This window comes from Pseudoxanthomonas wuyuanensis (assembly GCF_900215535.1).
Taxonomy (GTDB): Bacteria; Pseudomonadota; Gammaproteobacteria; order Xanthomonadales; family Xanthomonadaceae; genus Pseudoxanthomonas_A; species Pseudoxanthomonas_A wuyuanensis.
On the sequence record NZ_OCND01000002.1, the window covers coordinates 584117 to 599603 of the forward strand.

The following is a 15487-nucleotide window of genomic DNA, read 5'->3' on the forward strand; positions in this document are numbered from 1 at the left end:
CGCGCCGGGGTTACACGTCGCCGAAGTGATCCAGCAACAGGTCGCGGATCAGCTCGCGGCTGTGAGGCGAGAAACCCAGCAGCTTGCGTTGCTCATAGCGCACGCGCGGGCCACCCGGTCGCACGCTGTCCATGCGGCCCTCTTGATGCACGCGGGCGATATGCGCCACCCGGCCGAGGAACCCGACCGTGACCTCGTTCGGGTTGGCGCGCACCTTGAGGTGGCGGGCCTGCCGCAACTTGGCGAACATCACGCCCCGCTTGATGCGGCCGGTACGCGCGCGCAGCGGTACCTTGCGCGGCACATAGGGCGAACCGTCCGGGTTGGCCTGGCGCGCGATGCGCTTGCTCTCGTGTTGCCGCAGGGCGGTGCCGATGCGGCGGGCGAGCCGCGAACGTGCCGCCGGCGCCATGTCGGCCAACAGCGGCGCCAGCCAGTCTTCCAACTGCTGCAGTTCATCCACCCGGTGCGTCCCACTCGGCGGCCAGTTCGCCCATCACGTATAGCTGCCAGTGCCGCGCGGGCAGCGGCCCGTCGATCAGCGGTTCGGGAAAGTGTTCCACCTCCACGCGACCGTCTGCGTGGCGGTGCACGCCCACCCGCTCGGTCAGCGGCAGGGTGAGTTCCACATCCACCTTGTCGTTGGCCAGCACCTCGGCCTCGAAGCGGATTTGTTCGCGCAGGCGGTCGTTGGCCAACAGTTCGGACTGGTGGGCGCGGACCCAGTCCAGCAGCGGCACCATCAGCGCATCGGGGTGCCCGCCAAAATCGGTCACCACCAGCTTGAGCGTGTACCGGTACTCGAACGACGCGCCCGGTGCCAGCGTGGACACCACGCTGCCGCCTTCGATGAACACCAGCAGGCGCTCCGGATCCCGGCGCAAGTCTTCGACGGCCGCGCTCAGGTGGTCGCGCAGGGACTGCGGTTTGTTCATGGTGCGGCCTGCGCCGCCGGGCAGGACGCGCGGATGTAGTCCTGCAGGCCGATTACCTGTTCGCCGAGGGCGTGGTACTGGGTGTAGTTGTCGGCGACGGTTTCGGCGATGGCAGAGAGCGTAAGGCCGGGGGCGGGCGCATCAGGATCTCCGGTGGAGGGTTCCGCGGCGGTGTTGGCGGCGGCGGCGTTGTGGATGCGCACGAAGCCAACAGGAATAACGCAAGCGGCGTCAGCTTCCGGGGTGACATAGACGGGAATCTCCTTCGTGATGGTCTTGCCTTGGACGTAGACGGTCTGCACGCGGTCGACGTACTGGGTCACCACACGCACGTTGGCGCGTGCCAGGCGCGTTTCCTCCTGCGCGGTGTCCCGCTCGCCCTCGACGGCCTTGACGCGCGCCAGCGCCTCGCGCGTAGCCTGCTGGGCGGCGTCGATGCGGTGCTGCTGCCAGACGCCGCCGCCGACCAGGGCAGCGATCAGGGCAAGGATCAGCAGCGTCACGATGGCGCGGGGGGAGGGCATGGGTCAGGCTGCCAACAGGGCGAGGGCGCGGTTGGTGCGGGTGATGCGGTCGGACAGGCCTTCGGGTGTGCGCTTGGAGCGCGCGTTGCCCAGGTTGATCTTCTTGGACAGGCCCACCGTATCGTTGGCATCGGCCAGTGCGTTCAGCCCGTTGAGCTTCCAGTACGCTGCCGCAGCACGGGCGCCGGTGGTGATCTCGAACAGCAAATCCGGTTGCTCGGCCAGCGGCAGGTCCAGCATCTTGCCGATGGCGATGTATTGGTTCTTCAGGCTGATCTGTATGGGGCCTCGCCCGCGATAGCGCCATCCGTCGCCGCTGGCCACGTTGCCGTTGCCTTCGCGGTTGGCGTAGACGAAATTCGCCAGCGCCTGCGGGTTGCGCGTGTACTTCGGCGCCTCCGCTGGGGTGATGCGCTGGCCGAACACTTCCAGCAGGCGCGGCTGGGAGTAGTTCAGCCCTTCCTCGATCTTGGACAGGCTCAGGCTCTCGTGGCCAGTCTGCGCGTAGAAGTGCGCCGCGCGGCGCTTGCTGTTGATGCCGAACTCGCGCATGGCGGCGGCCAGCGCGGTGTTCCACCGTTCGGCACGCACGGGTGGGCACTGCATGATGTGAGCGAGTAGGGGAGCGGTAATCATCAATCGACCTTGAGGATGCGCGCCACGTTGCCTCGGGCGCGAAAGGACAGGACGGCCAGCACCAGCAGCACGCCCAGTTGCCACCCGCTGGGGTGCGAGCGCGCCCCGATCAGCAAGATCTGCAGCGCTTGGCCACCCGTGCAGGCGACCAGCCCCCAGGCGCACACGCTCACGCCGATGCGGTAGCGCGTGCCCGGCGCGCGACGGTAGGTCATGAGGCGGCCGCAGATGGCGCTGCAGGCGGCGAAGGTGAGGAAGGTGACGAGGTCAGGCACGGGGCGGGCCTCCGCGACGTATCCAGCTGAAATCGAGCGACTTGCATTTCTCGATCACCGCCAGCGTGATGGTGATGATGGCGGCCGACGCGAAGAACGCCGCCAATCCGGACGACTTGAGCGGCACGAACCGAAGCAGATCCGGCGTGGCCAGGTAGCCCGCGATGACGCTCACCAGCAGGTAGATGACGCGCAGCCAGATCCCCAGCGACGGCGCCGAGACGACGAACAAGGTGCCGCCCGCGAAGGCGCCTACCAGCGCGTCGCCGTCGATGCCCGGCAGCAACGCCGCCAGACCGATACCGGTGGCCAGCACCGCGATAGAGGAGGTGGAGGTGGGTTCGGCCATTGGTCAGTCCCATAGCTGGACCAGCGCCCGCGTGGCGGGCGTCTGGGCGGTGGTGAGGTCGGGCAGCACGATGGCAGTGCCGTGCGGTAGCACTGCACCGAAATCGGCCAGGCCGGGGTTGAGTTCCAACGCCTTCTCCACGACGCCCGCGGTCGCGCCGAGGTGGCGGTAGCACAGCAGGTCCAGCGTGTCGCCCTGCATGGCGTGGACGCGCATCAGATCAGCTCCACGGTGACGCGCGACTGGCCTTTCAGGTCGCGGATGGCCCAGCGCTGGTCGCGGCGCAGCTCATCAATGGAGGGCGTCAAGTCATCGGCGCGCTGGTTGGCGCTGTCGCTGGCATCAAAGGAGCGGTAGCGTTCGGTCAGTTCGGCCGCCGCGCAGCAGGCGATAGCGCGCTGGTACAGCTGCACCAGGCGCGAGGTGCCATCGACGGCTTCCGTGGGCACGTCGGCCAACGTGCCGTAGCCGGCCGCGTGCTGCGTTGCGCGCCAGTCGGCCAGGTCATCATTGACCATCATCATCGCCGCCACGACCGCCGCGCGCAGGCGCTCGGCGGCGATGGCGCCGTCCAGCCGCATACGCGCCCGGATCTCGTCCGGCTTCACCGGCGGCCAGAAGGGACCGTTGGCAATGTCGGTGGCCGGCGCGGTGGTGCCGTTGGCAATGAATCCGCTCATGGAGCCTCGAATAAATCGCCGGTGGTCGGGGCTTCACCGCAACGGGAGAGATGACGTTGCGGATCAGCCCCGAGCCGGCGGGGTCGCGGGGACGCTCGGTTAGCCGCGGGTGCCGGTCTCGCTGGCAGCGGCGTGTTTCTTCAGCAGGCGCTCGGCGCGCTCCAAATCCTTCTTGCCCCCGCAGGCGCCATGCAGTTCGATGGCGCGTTTCAGGTCGGCCACGCACTGCCTCAGGGCGCCGCCGGAGAGAGGAGTGTCATCGCTCACGTTGCGCAGGACGGCGCGGCCAGCGGCCAGGTAGAGCTTGGCGCGCACCTGGTCGGGCATGTCCTGCTCGGCGGTCAGCGCCGTGGCGCGCGCGATCACCGCCGGATCGAAATCGCCGTCCTGAGTCTGGAGCGCCGCCTCGGCGATCTCCTCGGCAATCAGGCAGCCGGTGGTGCGCTTGAAGCGGTCGGGCATTTCCAGCCGGTGGCGCAGCACGTAGTCGGCCAGATCCAGCGCCGGCTGGTACAGGCCCGCGTCGATGCACCAGACCATCACGGTGGTGACCACTTCGTCCTGGCTGCCAGCATCGGCCGCCAGCACGCCTTCGATGTAGGCGTTGTACTCGTGCAGCGCGTCGCGCTTGAACTCGGCCTTGCCTTCCTCCGACTGGATCTGCTTTAGACGCAGGCGGTGTTCTTGCAGCAACATCATGTGCCGCTCGAACTCGGTGCCGCCGGCGCGCAGGGCGCCGGCTTGCTGCCTCAAGGCTTCCGCTGCCGCGAGGATGCGGGTGCGGTGCCGTTTTGCGGGACTGTCGGCCATGAGGGGTTAGGCCTCGATCTCGATGTTCTCGATCACGCAGCCCAGGCCATAGTCCTCGACCACGTAGGCGTCGTTGGACGACTCGTAGTTGGCCACGCGGTTCTTCTCCGGTTCCTCTTTGACGTGGCGGCGGCGGCCGCCGATCTGCCAGTACAGCGACAGGTTGCCCAGCGAGGTGATGAGGATCGCGTTGTCGGGGCAGTACGGCACCTCGGCCGCCTGCAGGCCGCCGAGCCGGCGCTGCGACAGGATCACGTCGGTGGCCAGCTTCTCGGTGGACGGCTGGTCTTGATTCACCAGCGGGAAATACTTGTCGTGCAGCAAGCTGCGGCCGACCACCACCACCAAGCCCGGATCGCGGCGGTGCCACGGGTCGATCAGGTTGCTCACCGCGTCGTACACCAGCGCGTCCAGGTTCTTATAGTCCGCCCCCGCGCTCGGACCGATGATGACTTTGTCGGCCGTCTTGCCGGTGTCCAGCACGCGGGCCGGGGCGTCGGACCGGTACTTCTGCAGCCAGCCGATGTTCACGTCTTCCAGCATCGGGTTGGCTTCGCGATTGGTCGTGGCCGCCGCCGAGGTGCCATGGAAACCGATCAGCAGGCGATCCAACGCCTGGCGCTTGACGATGGCATCGCGCAGGATGGTCTGGAACTCGGGTCGGTGCGCCCAGGCATCGAGCAGCGAATATTTGAGCCCGGTGTCGAAGTCGGTCTGTTTGCACTCGTAACCGGTGCTATCGGTCTGACCCACGTCGCGCGGTTGGCGAACCGCGGCGCCGGTCGTGTCGGTGCGGCCGGCGATGGTGCCGGCGACGCCGATGCCGACCTTGTCGCCCTTGAGTTCCTCGACGCCGATGATCTGGATCCGATTCAGGAACTCGCTGGATTCCTGCGTGCGCTGTTCCAGCTTCTGCTGCACGACGGGATCGACGTTGAACACGACGGTGGCCGAATCGACTTGGTTGAGCTGGGCGACCTGCGCCAGGTAGGCGTTGAACAGGCGGCGAGTGTTGTTGCGCATGGCGGTGTGGTCTCCGGGAAAACGTAAAGGGGCGAAGGTCGGTGGCGGGACGAATCAGCAATCGGTGAGCGCAGCGTTGCCCTGCTGGCCGGTCACCGGCGGGCGCGTGGGCTGGGTGCCCGACGGCGTGCCCGACAGTTGCGTGTGCAAGGCGCTGTAGTTGGCCTGCAGCGCCTGCAGCTGATTGCGCTGTTCGCTGGCGTCGCGTTGCAGCTGAGCGAACTGGTCGCCCTGCGTCTTGAGGTGGTCCGCGATGCCGGTCAGCGCCGTTGCCAGGCTGGAGAAGTCGGCGGCGTCCGTTGGCTTCGGGTCGGGTTTGGATTCGGGCTTGGCGCTGCCGTTCAACCGCTCAGCGATGGCGCCCAGCGCCGAGAAAAGCCGATCCAAAGCGGAGGGTTCGGACGTGACTTCCTCGAACTCCAGCGCCACCTCACTGGCCGCACTGAACAGGTTGTCCGCGTGCTGTTTGCGCTCGCCGAATAGATTGGCTTCGGGGTGCTTGGCCGCGAACGCGAGGCGCTCGGTGCCGAGGCTGGCGGGCGAGTCGGTGACGCCCAGACCCACAAGATAGGGTTTTTCCGTGCCGGCAAACTTCGGGCCGATCTCGATGCTGGTGTAAACCTTCTGCTTGCTGACATTGACCATCTTCACCAGGTCATCGGTCGGCTCGATCTGAGCGAACAGGGCGAGCTTCTTCTCGCCGTTGACGGTGACTTCTTCCGTCTTCACCGCCAGAACATCGCCGTAAGCCCGGAACGGGCTATCCGGCAGCATGCTGCGGATGTGCTCCATCCAGATGCGTGCGCCATAGGTGGACGGGTTGTAGGTCGCCGCGATGTCACTCAGCCACGAGCGCTCAATCACGCGGCCGTCGGTGGAGTCGCCTTCCACGGCAACGCGGAAGAACTTGGAACGGAACTTCTTGGGCTGGGCCGACATGCTGTCCTCTGCTCGACTGGTGGCTGCATCGCGATTGGATGCGATACGCCATGGTCGGCAGCGCGGAAAGCCGCGGCAATGCAGCCAGCATGTAAATGCCTGCGATACGCGGGCGGCGGGTGTCAGGAGTGAAGGGCGGCCGTCACGCTATCGGGGTGAATAGCGCGGTCGCTCAACTCCCGATGGATACCCGCCGACAGGCTAAGTTCCTGTATTGGATGGGCTGGCGTGTCTGTGAGATCGCCGAGGCCACCGGGGAAAACGAAAAGACCATACACAGTTGGAAGTCCCGTGACGAGTGGGACCGTGCCGACAATGTGGAACGCATTGGCGGTGCCTTGGAGCAGCGGCTGGTCACGCTGATTCTCAAGGACCAGAAAAGCGGCGGCGACTTCAAGGAAATCGACCTGCTGCACCGGCAACTGGAGCGGCAGGCGCGGATCCAGCGTTACCAGGGCGGTGGTACCGAGACGGACCTGAACCCGGCCATCGCCAATCGCAACGCCGGCCCCAAGAAGAAGCCCCGCAAGAACGAGTTCACCGAGGACGAAATCGAGCGGCTGGAGCAGGCCTTCCTGGATGGGTGCTTCGACTATCAGCGCGACTGGTACAAGGCCAGCACCCTGCGCACGCGCGCCATCCTCAAGTCCCGCCAGATTGGCGCCACGTTCTACTTCGCCCGCGAGGCGCTGATCGACGCGCTGAAGACCGGGCGCAATCAGATCTTCCTGAGTGCCTCGAAGGCGCAGGCGTTCCTGTTCCGGGGCTACATGCAGTCGTTCGTCCGCGAGGTGTTGGACAAGGATCTGAGCGGTGGCGACAGCATCGTGATTCCCAACGGCGCCGAGCTGTTCTTCCTGGGCACCAACGCCCGCACGGCGCAGGGCTACCACGGCAATTTCTACTTCGACGAGTTCTTCTGGACCTACGGCTTTGACGAGCTGAACAAAGTCGCCAGCGGCATGGCGATGCACAAGAAGTGGCGCAAGACCTACTTCTCCACGCCATCCAGCATGGCGCACCAGGCCTATTCGTTCTGGACCGGCGAGCGCCGCAACCGGGGCAAGCCGGCCGACCAACGCGTGTCGATCGATGTTTCGCACGACGCGCTGCAGCGCGGTCGCGCGTGCGAGGACCGGGTGTGGCGCCAAATCGTCAACATCATGGATGCCGCGCGCCGCGGCTGCGATCTGTTCGACATTGCCGAGCTGCGCGAGGAGTACAGCCCGGACGCGTTCGCCAACTTGCTGATGTGCGAGTTCGTCGACGACAGTGCCAGTGTGTTCCCGCTCTCGCTGCTGGAGGGCTGCGGCGTGGACAGCTGGGTCGCGTGGGCGGGCGAGTTCAAGCCCTTCGCGCAGCGCCCCTACGGCGACTGGCCGGTGTGGGTGGGCTATGACCCGGCGGAGACCGGTGACAGCGCTGGCCTGGTGGTCATCGCGCCGCCGCGCAATCCGGGTGGCACCTTCCGCGTGCTGGAGCGCCACAAGTTCAAGGGTGGCGACTTTGCCGCGCAGGCCGAGTTCATTCGTAGGGTGACCGAGCGCTACTGGGTGACCTATATCGGCATCGACACCACCGGTATGGGCACCGGCGTGGCGCAGATTGTGCGCACGTTCTTCCCTAACCTGGTCACCTTCAGCTACTCGCCCGAGGTCAAGACGCGGCTGGTGCTGAAAGCCTATGACGTGATCATGAGTGGCCGGCTGGAATACGACGCCGGCTGGACCGATCTCACGCAGTCGCTGATGGCGATCAAGAAGACGATGACGGCCGGTGGCCGCCAGATGACCTACAAGGCCAACCGGACCGAAGAGACCGGCCATGCCGACCTCGCATGGGCATTGCTGCATGCGCTGCACAACGAACCGCTGGAAGGCCCGCACGCCAAGTCCAGCGGCAGCACCTTGGAGATCTACGCATAATGACCGAGACCGTCACCCCGCTGGGGCGGGTGGAAGCCTTCACCTTCGGCGAACCGACGCCCGTACTGGAGTCGCGCGGCATCCTTGAGTACCTGGAATGCTGGCAGAACGGTCGCTGGTACGAGCCACCGGTGTCGCTGGATGGCCTGTCCAAGACCACGCGCGCCAACGTCTACCTGCAGTCGGGACTGCGCTTCAAGGTCAACATGCTGGCGCGCACGTTCCGGCCCCACCGCCTGCTGACCGCCGAGGCTTTCGAGCAGTTCGCCACGGATTGGGTCACGTTCGGGATGGCCTACCTGGAGCGGCGCAATTCCATGCTCGGCAGCGCCATGGTGCTGCGACCAACGCTGGCCAAGTACATGCGGCGCGGCGTGGAGCCGGGTACGTTCTTTCAGGTGCGCAGCTGGAAAGACGTGCACGCGTTTGAGCCGGGGACGGTGTTTCAGGTGCGGGAAGCCGACGTTGACCAGGAAATATACGGCCTGCCCGAATGGCTGGCCGCGCTGCAGTCCGCACTGCTGAATGAGTCGGCCACGCTGTTCCGCCGGAAGTATTACAACAACGGTTCGCACGCCGGCTTCATCCTGTATCTGAACGATCCGGGCGTGAACGACGACGACGTGAACGCGCTGCGCACGGCACTGAAAGGTGCGCGCGGGCCGGGTAACTTCCGCAACCTGTTCCTCCACTCGCCAAACGGCAAGAAAGATGGCATGCAACTGATCCCGGTCAGCGAAGTGGCCGCGCGCGACGAGTTCACCGGCATCAAAGGCGTGACGCGTGACGACGTGCTGGCATCACTCCGTATCCCGCCCCAGTTGCTGGGCATCGTGCCGCAGAATGCCGGCGGCTTCGGCTCCATCCGTGAGGCGGCCAGCATTTGGGCCTTCAACGAGCTGGCGGCCATCCAGCGGCGACTAGAACGCTTGAACGAATGGGTAGGTCACGACGTGATCCGCTTCGATGCCTTCGAACTGGCACAGGTGGCGCAATGATCGCCGGCGGCCTGTCCAACCTGCGTTGTGGCGAGTGCGCGCGGCTGTTGGCCCGGGCCAAGGGCTATGACGAGATTCAGATCAAGTGCCCGCGCTGCGGCACGCTCAATCACTTGAAGGCCCAGAGCCTCCCGACAGATCGCCGCGAGCGATTTACCGAAGGTTCTACCAATGAAAAACCAGCTGTTGAAGGGCGACGCCCTGACCTTGTTGCCGACCCTTGAGGCCTGCTCTTTCGATGCACTGATCACCGACCCGCCGTATGCCAGCGGAGGGCTTACCGCTGGGGCTCGCCAGAAGCCACCGTCAGAAAAGTACGTACAGGGCGGTAAGAGCGCGCTGCACGCTGACTTTGCCGGCGACGAACGCGACCAGCGCTCACACCTGCGTTGGATGGTGATGTGGCTCAGCGAGTGCGCCCGTCTGCTCAAGGAAGGGGCGCCAGTGTGCTTGTTCACCGACTGGCGCCAGTTGCCGCTCACCACGGACGCGCTGCAATGCGCTGGCTTCACCTGGCGCGGCATCACCGTGTGGGACAAGACCGAAGGCGTGCGGCCGCAACTCGGGCGATTCCGCAACCAGGCCGAATACGTGGTGTGGGGAAGCAAGGGCAGCATGCCCCTGCAGCGTCGCGCCCCCGTGTTGCCCGGCGTCATCCGTGAACCCGTGCGCAAGGCGGACAAGCTGCACATGACCGGCAAGCCGACCGCGCTCATGCGGCAACTGGTGCGGATCTGCGAGGAGGGCGGGCGAGTCCTCGATCCGTTCGCCGGATCCGGTACCACGCTGGTGGCTGCGCAGTTGGAGGGCTACAGCTGGCTTGGATGCGAGATGACGGACCACTATGTCGAAGTGGCGGGCCAGCGCTTGGCTGCCCTCTAACCAGCTATTGCTAGGGAGTCGCTGAAGGGCGACTCCCTGCCTCTTGCTGCAGATTTATATCAAGGCTGCTGTTTCTCTTCTGCTCCTTTAGCTCAAGGGAATGCAATTCAGCCTTCAACCTCGACCATGTCGAGCCGGGCGACTTGCGCCCAGGCATCTTCACTGCCGCGCGAATCTGAGCATCTAGTTCCTCTGCTTCGATGCCTAAGGTCGCGTAGAGCTTCCTGCGCTCGAACATGTACAAATCGTACGGCGGGGTGTCGTACTCGTTGATCCCATGCAGTGTCGTCGCAACGTCGCTCACCCGAATTTCGAATCTGAACGCGTCGTCCACAACCGCTGCCGGTAGGGAACGCCACTGGATGTCGATGCCGGCGTAGGTCAATTCCGGCGTCGGGGTTTGAGGCGAATAAGAGTCTTCACTGGCAGGACGTCCATACACCGTTCCATCATCGAATGCAGCATCAGCGCACGCCAATACAAAGCGCTGCAGGCGGGCTGACAAGGCCGCTGCCGCGTACTGTCGATCCTGATGTTGTTCCGCCTCGCGAGTTCGCGACGCCTGCCACCATGTCAGCGCGCCGCCCGTCAGCACTCCCAGGAAGCCCCACAGTGCAGAACTGCCCATCACTGCGGTGAAGAAACGTCTTGCACCATCCCAGTCCATTTAACAATTCCTTAGCGTTCAAAGAGGCTAGTGGTCACTCTAGCTCCTGGCGCGCGCAGTCGTCGCCCCGCCACGCCTGCGGGCTATGTGGCCGGGTTTTTCTGCACCCCTGCGGCATGCGCTCGCCTGTGCCAGAGCGCGCCCATGCGGGCCACCTTGAGCTGCGCGCAAGCCTGCGGAACCCCGCACGAAAGGGGCACTTTCGGATGCGTTCTGACGGTCCATCAGCGCCCGCGGGTCTGGCCCGGATTTTTTGGATGCCCATCGGAAGGAGGTAACTGGTAATCGCCACCGGCCAAAAGTAGCTAAGTCATTGAATTAACGGCAAAAGAGGAGGTAACCCGTAGAGGTAATCAGAGGTAACCCCGGAGGTGGCACGAGGTTATGTTGTTGATTCGTAAGGGCTCGATTCTGGGAAAAGGTTACCTCCCCAAAAGGTAATCTGGTAACCAAGAAATTACCCTTTTATTACCTTCTAATTACTCATCTAACCTATTGAATTTATGGCTAAAAGTGCAAGTTAGATTTCCTGATTACCTTTGTTACCCGTCTCCGATGGGCATCCCAAAATTTCGGCCTAAAGGCATGGCGGTTGGCCCTCGCTGACTCTCCTGTATGCAGACCAGCGAAGTCGGCGCTGGCGCTGCCCAAGGCCACCCTGCGGGATTAGGCTGCCCGCGAGATCTCATGGCAATAGAATGCTTCGGGCCGGCTGTCCAGAATTGCTTGCAGCTCCTTGACCGTGCGGCCCTGCGGCGTCAGCCATGGCATGAGGTTGTCGAGCTGCAAGCGGATCGGGATACGGTCGTGGCCAGCGGCGGCGACTTCCGGCGGCGGGTCATCGGTGATGAAGGCGAAGCTGTCGAACGGATCTTCTTCCGCCCCCTCCCAGTGGTCCCAGATGCACGCTATCAGCATCGGTTCGCGTGGCTCGGGAGTGAACTGGACCTCCACGCCAACGTCGGGCTCGCCTGGTGCCAGCTCCCGGCCCTCCACCTTATGCAGTGAAACATTCTCGAAAAAGCTGTCAATCAGCACCACGCCGTGCTTGTGGCCGAACTGGTCTTGCCACCAGCGTGTGAGGTTGTCGCGGCGGGCGTTATATGTGCCGCTGAGCCGGCGCGGGGTCTTCTTGCCATTGGCCAGGGCCTTGGCCTCGATCCAGTCCGATGATGCCGGCGAACCGGGCTTGCGTAGCATGTAGCGCATCGGCTTGAGCACCAGCTGGCCGCCCTCCATCACCAACACGGGGAGCCACCACTGCGGGAAGAATCGGTAGTCGCGCGGCAGCAGCTGCACGCGTTCTGCATCGGCAATGCGCCGCTCCAGCTGAGTGATCTTATTGCTGGCCTTGCGCACCTCTTCCGCCGCGGTCTTGGTCGGCTTAGTGGCCAGCTTCGCCTCGTTGAGCGCTTTGCGCTCGACCTGGTCGACCAGGTCGCTGGCTAATTCGGCCTGCTCCTGAGCCCGCGCCTCGCGTATGGCCTCGCCAATCTCCTGCCCTAAGCTCTCACGCTGCGGTCGCAGGAACCAATCCTCGATCGCTTTCGGCATACGCCGGCGGTCCTTCCGCTTTCGCTCGCGGTTGGGCGCGTCCCAGACGTTCGCCGCGAAGTCCTCCAAGCTCATGATGGCTCCGTGCAGGCGGCAGAACCGGTCGTAGTCGGCTTGAATCATGGCGGAGTAGCACATGAGGCGGAATATACGCCGGACGGTCTCACCATGTGTGACGCGGCGGCGTACGATTCCGGCTGATATGCAAAAGGTCCAACCCTCCCCAAAAGGACGTGAACGTCCGTCTCAGCATCCTGGCCTCGTTCCGCCCGATGCTGCAGACCTGCCGATGCTGCCCGAGCGCTTTAGCTGGCAGTTGCCGCATGTGAAGCAACACCGCCGGCCTATGCCAGCGGGCCGCAACATCGTGGTGGACGGCCAAGGTTCGGCAGTGGCTACCGTTCAACCCTTAGAGGGTCGGGTCATAACCGTAATCGGAGCCCATCGCTGGTTAGAGGGTGGGCGGCACTATCGAGACTTCTCAATCCGCGATACAGCGCTTCGCTACGTGGCTGCCTGGACTTGGCGCTACGCGGACCAGGTGATTACTGAAATGGAAGGGCTGCGTAAGGATAAGTCGCGCCGCGAAGCGCCGTCGGCTTGAATCATTAGGCCGCCGCGGGATCGGGCCGGCTGGGCAGCGACCACGGCGCCAACTCTATGCCTTTTCGAGCCACGCGGCCACGGACCTGATTGAGCAAAAACTCGAGGCTTTTTGCGTCCTGGAACGTCGGACGTAGCACCGCGTCCATACGAAGCATAGGCTTATCATTGCTGTCGAAGATGCGGAACCGAATCCGATAGTCATTGTCCCAAGGCTCCGCGACACAGCGAAGGGGAACAAACGCCGACTCAATGATGCCCGCTGCTTCCTGGGCTGACAGATCTTTGGGCATGCTATGCACTCTCCGAGCGGCTTAACTCAGGCGTTAGGCCGCAGCTACTGATCCTGCTTCTTGAAGCCAGATAGCCACGACTCGTAGTTTTCTCTAGGCGGGATAAGGCCAGACTCACGGGCCGGAGAAAAGTCAACCGTACTCACTTTTGGAACGTCTTTCCGAAATTTGAGAAGCTTATCGCGCACAAGTCCAGCGTGGGTCTGCATCTCATCTGCCAACTCAGTGGAAAAAAATCCCAAGTCATCGGTGTACTGTGTGATTGAGACCATGGAGTCGTGGTACATCGAGTTTGTGTCGCCGTCGCGACGCTGTAGGCCGTAGTAATCTTGGAAAAAGATGTGCTCAGGCAAAGCTGCGCTACGGAACGTGTCTATTTGCTCTGTCCTCATCTCTATGGCGTTAGTTAGCTCACATACGGACTGTTCAACGATTGCGACCAGAGCAAGCGCACGGCCTGGCATTAGTTGAGCGGAGTAGACCAAGTTCTTAAGTGCGTCTAGCGGTATCGTCACGGGTGTGATCTTCGTCATTTCCGCTTGAAATGAAATTGGCTTCGGAGATCCACCGTTAAGAATGCTGGCGTGGTAGGCAAGGGCTATGTCACGATCTTTGAAGTACCGCTGAGACAGCGGTGAGATGTGTTGCCGTTTGAGTGCGAAAGCGTGATTAGCGATTGTTGTTGCTAGAACAATTACCGCATTTGCCTGCCTCAAACTTTCCAGAAGCTCCTTGCCTCTAGCTCCGCGCTCTGCAACTCTCTGTGCCCCCCATACACCCAGACCGGCACCAGCTAAAGCAGACAGGGAAGCGCTCGCAAATGCCGAGTTCGCGAAGTCGCTGAGGACTGCCCAGATCTGCTGTAGAAATTGCATGAGGGATGTCCAGTTCATTGCTAGTGTGGTCCAACTCCTGAATTAGGCCGAGCCGCGAAGCGGCTTCGGCTCGAATGAACAGTTAGGCCTCTGCGGCCAACCACTACTTGTACTTTGCATCAGGCCCCTCGCCGAATGCGGAATACCATGCTAGCCAGGCTGCCACTAAGAGCATGGCGCCGCGAACTAGCCCGCCCAAGAGCATGTCTAGAGTCATTTGGCCGAAAGGCACCGTACCTAGGCGGGGATTTGGGCCCCATAGGAAGATATACGCTGCTAGCGCAACACTGGCTCCAAAGACTAGCCGAAGCGTGCGGATAACGAATCGACCCGCGACGTAGGCAATTGCCTCGCTTTTTGTTTCTTGGCGAACAGCTAAAACAGTTGACCCGTATTGGCCATACTTGCTGCACGCGACCGCTTCAGCTTGCTCGGTGCTCTCGAATCGTCCAAACGCGAAGGTGGACACCTCTGGAGAGCCAGCCACAAGCCGATGGTTGGTAATGAAATAACGAGGATGCATATAGCGGTCTATCGCCTGAATTGAGCCGACTCGCGAAGCGGCTTCGGCTTGAATTGTTAGGTGGCAACCCGGTGAGCTATGGCCTAGGAAAAACAGCGGTAGTGCCGTCCGCATACCGCAAGAGTCCATTCCAGCTCAGACCAATGATCACCGGGTTACCACGCTTCCGTGACATGACAATAGCCCCTGGATGGTGTAGGTGCCGAAGACCTTCGCTTGAGAAGTGAGTCAACATGCCAGGAAGTGCTCCTGCCTCAAGGCTTTGGGCAAGCTGAGTGTGAAATGCCGCCAACAAAGGCATACCGTGAATAGTCACGTATGCGCCAGCTAGCATCATTCCTTGAGGTGTGGACATATGGAGCGGTGTAAACGTTGTCCCGCCTGACGGTCGATGGTTCGGGTCTACACCATCCACGCTGTATAGGCCAAGGCGTTCTGGAACTTTGGTGTATCCGTAAATTGCTTGCACAATCTCAGCGGACGGGCGCCATTTTTTTGGGCCGGTCCACCCAGCAGCAGCGACGTTTGTAACAGTTTTTAACAGCCAACGCTCAAAGAGCTCGCCTTCAATGTTGATTGAACCATTGAAGCTCTCGTCGTTCGCGGCTGCCTGAAACTTTGCAATTTGTCCCGCTGTTGCATCGAGCGGACTCAGCAGAGAGTTGTGATGCCGGCAGAGGATGTTAGATTTCTCTGCACCATGAGTCGGCTCTCCACCTCTAACGCGCCGTACGCCCTCGATGACAATTGGACAGGAACAGCCCGCTTTAAATATGGCGTTACTGAAGATGTGCTCACCCGACATCGAGTCACAACCGCCAAGTGAGTTTGCCCAGCATTTGTCCACTCTGGTCTCCAAATCTCAACAACTCGCAGCAAGAGTCGCAATTTCCATCTAACGCCTTATGTCTTGAGTTTCCCCTACCGTAGGAGCCGAGAGCCCGGCGTGCGCGCCCGATAACGCCTCGGTGTCAGCACCACCGTAATTCAGCAGGG

At 62.8% G+C, this 15487-nt stretch carries 20 protein-coding genes; 4 read left to right on the top strand and 16 right to left on the bottom strand.

What is annotated here, in order from left to right; translation table 11 throughout:
- Positions 1–10 precede the first annotated feature (10 nt).
- From CRO39_RS07665 to CRO39_RS07715, 11 genes are all read right to left on the bottom strand, one after another.
- Positions 11–463 carry a phage virion morphogenesis protein gene (locus tag CRO39_RS07665; protein WP_097121267.1) on the bottom strand — a complete coding sequence of 151 codons (453 nt, stop codon included), beginning with the start codon at positions 461–463 and terminating at the stop codon, positions 11–13.
- Entirely contained in the window at positions 456–935 is a 480-nt protein-coding gene (locus CRO39_RS07670) for a phage tail protein (RefSeq protein ID WP_097121268.1), read from the bottom strand. Before CRO39_RS07670 ends, CRO39_RS07665 begins: the two co-directional genes overlap by 8 nt.
- Positions 932–1459, bottom strand: coding sequence for a hypothetical protein (locus CRO39_RS07675; protein ID WP_425479666.1), 528 nt, complete (start codon positions 1457–1459; stop codon positions 932–934). The genes CRO39_RS07670 and CRO39_RS07675 overlap by 4 nt, the downstream gene beginning before the upstream one ends.
- A gap of 3 nt (positions 1460–1462) precedes the next feature.
- Positions 1463–2095: a glycoside hydrolase family 19 protein gene (locus CRO39_RS07680; RefSeq protein ID WP_097121269.1), complete on the bottom strand. Its 633-nt coding sequence runs from the start codon at positions 2093–2095 to the stop codon at positions 1463–1465.
- Positions 2095–2370 carry a phage holin family protein gene (locus tag CRO39_RS07685; RefSeq protein WP_097121270.1) on the bottom strand — a complete coding sequence of 92 codons (276 nt, stop codon included), beginning with the start codon at positions 2368–2370 and terminating at the stop codon, positions 2095–2097. The genes CRO39_RS07680 and CRO39_RS07685 overlap by 1 nt, the downstream gene beginning before the upstream one ends.
- Positions 2363–2719 carry a putative holin gene (locus tag CRO39_RS07690; protein ID WP_097121271.1) on the bottom strand — a complete coding sequence of 119 codons (357 nt, stop codon included), beginning with the start codon at positions 2717–2719 and terminating at the stop codon, positions 2363–2365. The genes CRO39_RS07685 and CRO39_RS07690 overlap by 8 nt, the downstream gene beginning before the upstream one ends.
- A gap of 3 nt (positions 2720–2722) precedes the next feature.
- Positions 2723–2935 carry a tail protein X gene (locus CRO39_RS07695; protein WP_097121272.1) on the bottom strand — a complete coding sequence of 71 codons (213 nt, stop codon included), beginning with the start codon at positions 2933–2935 and terminating at the stop codon, positions 2723–2725.
- A complete protein-coding gene (locus CRO39_RS07700; protein WP_097121273.1) occupies positions 2935–3399 on the bottom strand; it encodes a head completion/stabilization protein in 465 nt (154 codons plus the stop codon). The genes CRO39_RS07695 and CRO39_RS07700 overlap by 1 nt, the downstream gene beginning before the upstream one ends.
- Positions 3400–3498: 99 nt before the next feature.
- Positions 3499–4209 (bottom strand): phage terminase small subunit, encoded by a 711-nt coding sequence (gene gpM / locus CRO39_RS07705; RefSeq protein WP_097121274.1) that lies wholly within the window; start codon positions 4207–4209, stop codon positions 3499–3501.
- A gap of 6 nt (positions 4210–4215) precedes the next feature.
- Complete coding sequence (locus CRO39_RS07710) at positions 4216–5232, bottom strand: phage major capsid protein, P2 family (RefSeq protein ID WP_097121275.1); 1017 nt, start codon at positions 5230–5232, stop codon at positions 4216–4218.
- Positions 5233–5286: 54 nt separating this feature from the next.
- Positions 5287–6171 carry a GPO family capsid scaffolding protein gene (locus tag CRO39_RS07715; RefSeq protein ID WP_097121276.1) on the bottom strand — a complete coding sequence of 295 codons (885 nt, stop codon included), beginning with the start codon at positions 6169–6171 and terminating at the stop codon, positions 5287–5289.
- 95 nt (positions 6172–6266) lie between these two features.
- Here CRO39_RS07715 and CRO39_RS07720 point away from each other — a divergent pair, with 95 nt between their 5' ends.
- From CRO39_RS07720 to CRO39_RS07735, 4 genes are read left to right on the top strand one after another with little or no spacing between them, the layout of a single operon-like run.
- Positions 6267–8096 (top strand): terminase ATPase subunit family protein, encoded by a 1830-nt coding sequence (locus CRO39_RS07720; RefSeq protein WP_097121277.1) that lies wholly within the window; start codon positions 6267–6269, stop codon positions 8094–8096.
- Positions 8096–9094, top strand: coding sequence for a phage portal protein (locus CRO39_RS07725; RefSeq protein WP_097121278.1), 999 nt, complete (start codon positions 8096–8098; stop codon positions 9092–9094). Before CRO39_RS07720 ends, CRO39_RS07725 begins: the two co-directional genes overlap by 1 nt.
- On the top strand, positions 9091–9318 hold the full coding sequence (locus CRO39_RS07730; protein WP_097121279.1) for a Com family DNA-binding transcriptional regulator: 228 nt from the start codon (positions 9091–9093) through the stop codon (positions 9316–9318). The genes CRO39_RS07725 and CRO39_RS07730 overlap by 4 nt, the downstream gene beginning before the upstream one ends.
- Positions 9266–9976: a DNA-methyltransferase gene (locus CRO39_RS07735; RefSeq protein ID WP_097121280.1), complete on the top strand. Its 711-nt coding sequence runs from the start codon at positions 9266–9268 to the stop codon at positions 9974–9976. The genes CRO39_RS07730 and CRO39_RS07735 overlap by 53 nt, the downstream gene beginning before the upstream one ends.
- A gap of 10 nt (positions 9977–9986) precedes the next feature.
- Here CRO39_RS07735 and CRO39_RS20470 read toward each other — a convergent pair whose 3' ends face one another.
- The 5 genes from CRO39_RS20470 to CRO39_RS20880 form a co-directional block, all read right to left on the bottom strand.
- Positions 9987–10643, bottom strand: coding sequence for a hypothetical protein (locus CRO39_RS20470; RefSeq protein WP_141400747.1), 657 nt, complete (start codon positions 10641–10643; stop codon positions 9987–9989).
- Between the two features lie 666 nt (positions 10644–11309).
- Positions 11310–12320 (bottom strand): SOS response-associated peptidase family protein, encoded by a 1011-nt coding sequence (locus tag CRO39_RS07745; protein WP_162125861.1) that lies wholly within the window; start codon positions 12318–12320, stop codon positions 11310–11312.
- A gap of 485 nt (positions 12321–12805) precedes the next feature.
- Positions 12806–13093 carry a hypothetical protein gene (locus CRO39_RS07750; protein ID WP_097121283.1) on the bottom strand — a complete coding sequence of 96 codons (288 nt, stop codon included), beginning with the start codon at positions 13091–13093 and terminating at the stop codon, positions 12806–12808.
- Between the two features lie 44 nt (positions 13094–13137).
- Positions 13138–13986, bottom strand: coding sequence for a hypothetical protein (locus CRO39_RS20475; RefSeq protein WP_141400748.1), 849 nt, complete (start codon positions 13984–13986; stop codon positions 13138–13140).
- A 581-nt stretch (positions 13987–14567) separates the two neighbouring features.
- A complete protein-coding gene (locus CRO39_RS20880) occupies positions 14568–15338 on the bottom strand; it encodes a hypothetical protein (protein WP_162125862.1) in 771 nt (256 codons plus the stop codon).
- Positions 15339–15487: the final 149 nt, after the last annotated feature.

Excerpts from the sequence above, each read along its gene's own strand:
- CRO39_RS07670 (WP_097121268.1), bottom strand. The coding sequence starts at position 935 with ATGAACAAACCGCAGTCCCTGCGCGACCACCTGAGCGCGGCCGTCGAA.
- CRO39_RS07675 (WP_425479666.1), bottom strand. The coding sequence starts at position 1,459 with ATGCCCTCCCCCCGCGCCATCGTGACGCTGCTGATCCTTGCCCTGATC.
- CRO39_RS07680 (WP_097121269.1), bottom strand. The coding sequence starts at position 2,095 with ATGATTACCGCTCCCCTACTCGCTCACATCATGCAGTGCCCACCCGTG.
- CRO39_RS07690 (WP_097121271.1), bottom strand. The coding sequence starts at position 2,719 with ATGGCCGAACCCACCTCCACCTCCTCTATCGCGGTGCTGGCCACCGGT.
- CRO39_RS07695 (WP_097121272.1), bottom strand. The coding sequence starts at position 2,935 with ATGCGCGTCCACGCCATGCAGGGCGACACGCTGGACCTGCTGTGCTAC.
- CRO39_RS07700 (WP_097121273.1), bottom strand. The coding sequence starts at position 3,399 with ATGAGCGGATTCATTGCCAACGGCACCACCGCGCCGGCCACCGACATT.
- gpM (WP_097121274.1), bottom strand. The coding sequence starts at position 4,209 with ATGGCCGACAGTCCCGCAAAACGGCACCGCACCCGCATCCTCGCGGCA.
- CRO39_RS07710 (WP_097121275.1), bottom strand. The coding sequence starts at position 5,232 with ATGCGCAACAACACTCGCCGCCTGTTCAACGCCTACCTGGCGCAGGTC.
- CRO39_RS07715 (WP_097121276.1), bottom strand. The coding sequence starts at position 6,171 with ATGTCGGCCCAGCCCAAGAAGTTCCGTTCCAAGTTCTTCCGCGTTGCC.
- CRO39_RS07720 (WP_097121277.1), top strand. The coding sequence starts at position 6,267 with ATGCCTGCGATACGCGGGCGGCGGGTGTCAGGAGTGAAGGGCGGCCGT.
- CRO39_RS07725 (WP_097121278.1), top strand. The coding sequence starts at position 8,096 with ATGACCGAGACCGTCACCCCGCTGGGGCGGGTGGAAGCCTTCACCTTC.
- CRO39_RS07730 (WP_097121279.1), top strand. The coding sequence starts at position 9,091 with ATGATCGCCGGCGGCCTGTCCAACCTGCGTTGTGGCGAGTGCGCGCGG.
- CRO39_RS07735 (WP_097121280.1), top strand. The coding sequence starts at position 9,266 with ATGAAAAACCAGCTGTTGAAGGGCGACGCCCTGACCTTGTTGCCGACC.
- CRO39_RS20470 (WP_141400747.1), bottom strand. The coding sequence starts at position 10,643 with ATGGACTGGGATGGTGCAAGACGTTTCTTCACCGCAGTGATGGGCAGT.
- CRO39_RS07745 (WP_162125861.1), bottom strand. The coding sequence starts at position 12,320 with ATGATTCAAGCCGACTACGACCGGTTCTGCCGCCTGCACGGAGCCATC.
- CRO39_RS07750 (WP_097121283.1), bottom strand. The coding sequence starts at position 13,093 with ATGCCCAAAGATCTGTCAGCCCAGGAAGCAGCGGGCATCATTGAGTCG.
- CRO39_RS20475 (WP_141400748.1), bottom strand. The coding sequence starts at position 13,986 with ATGAACTGGACATCCCTCATGCAATTTCTACAGCAGATCTGGGCAGTC.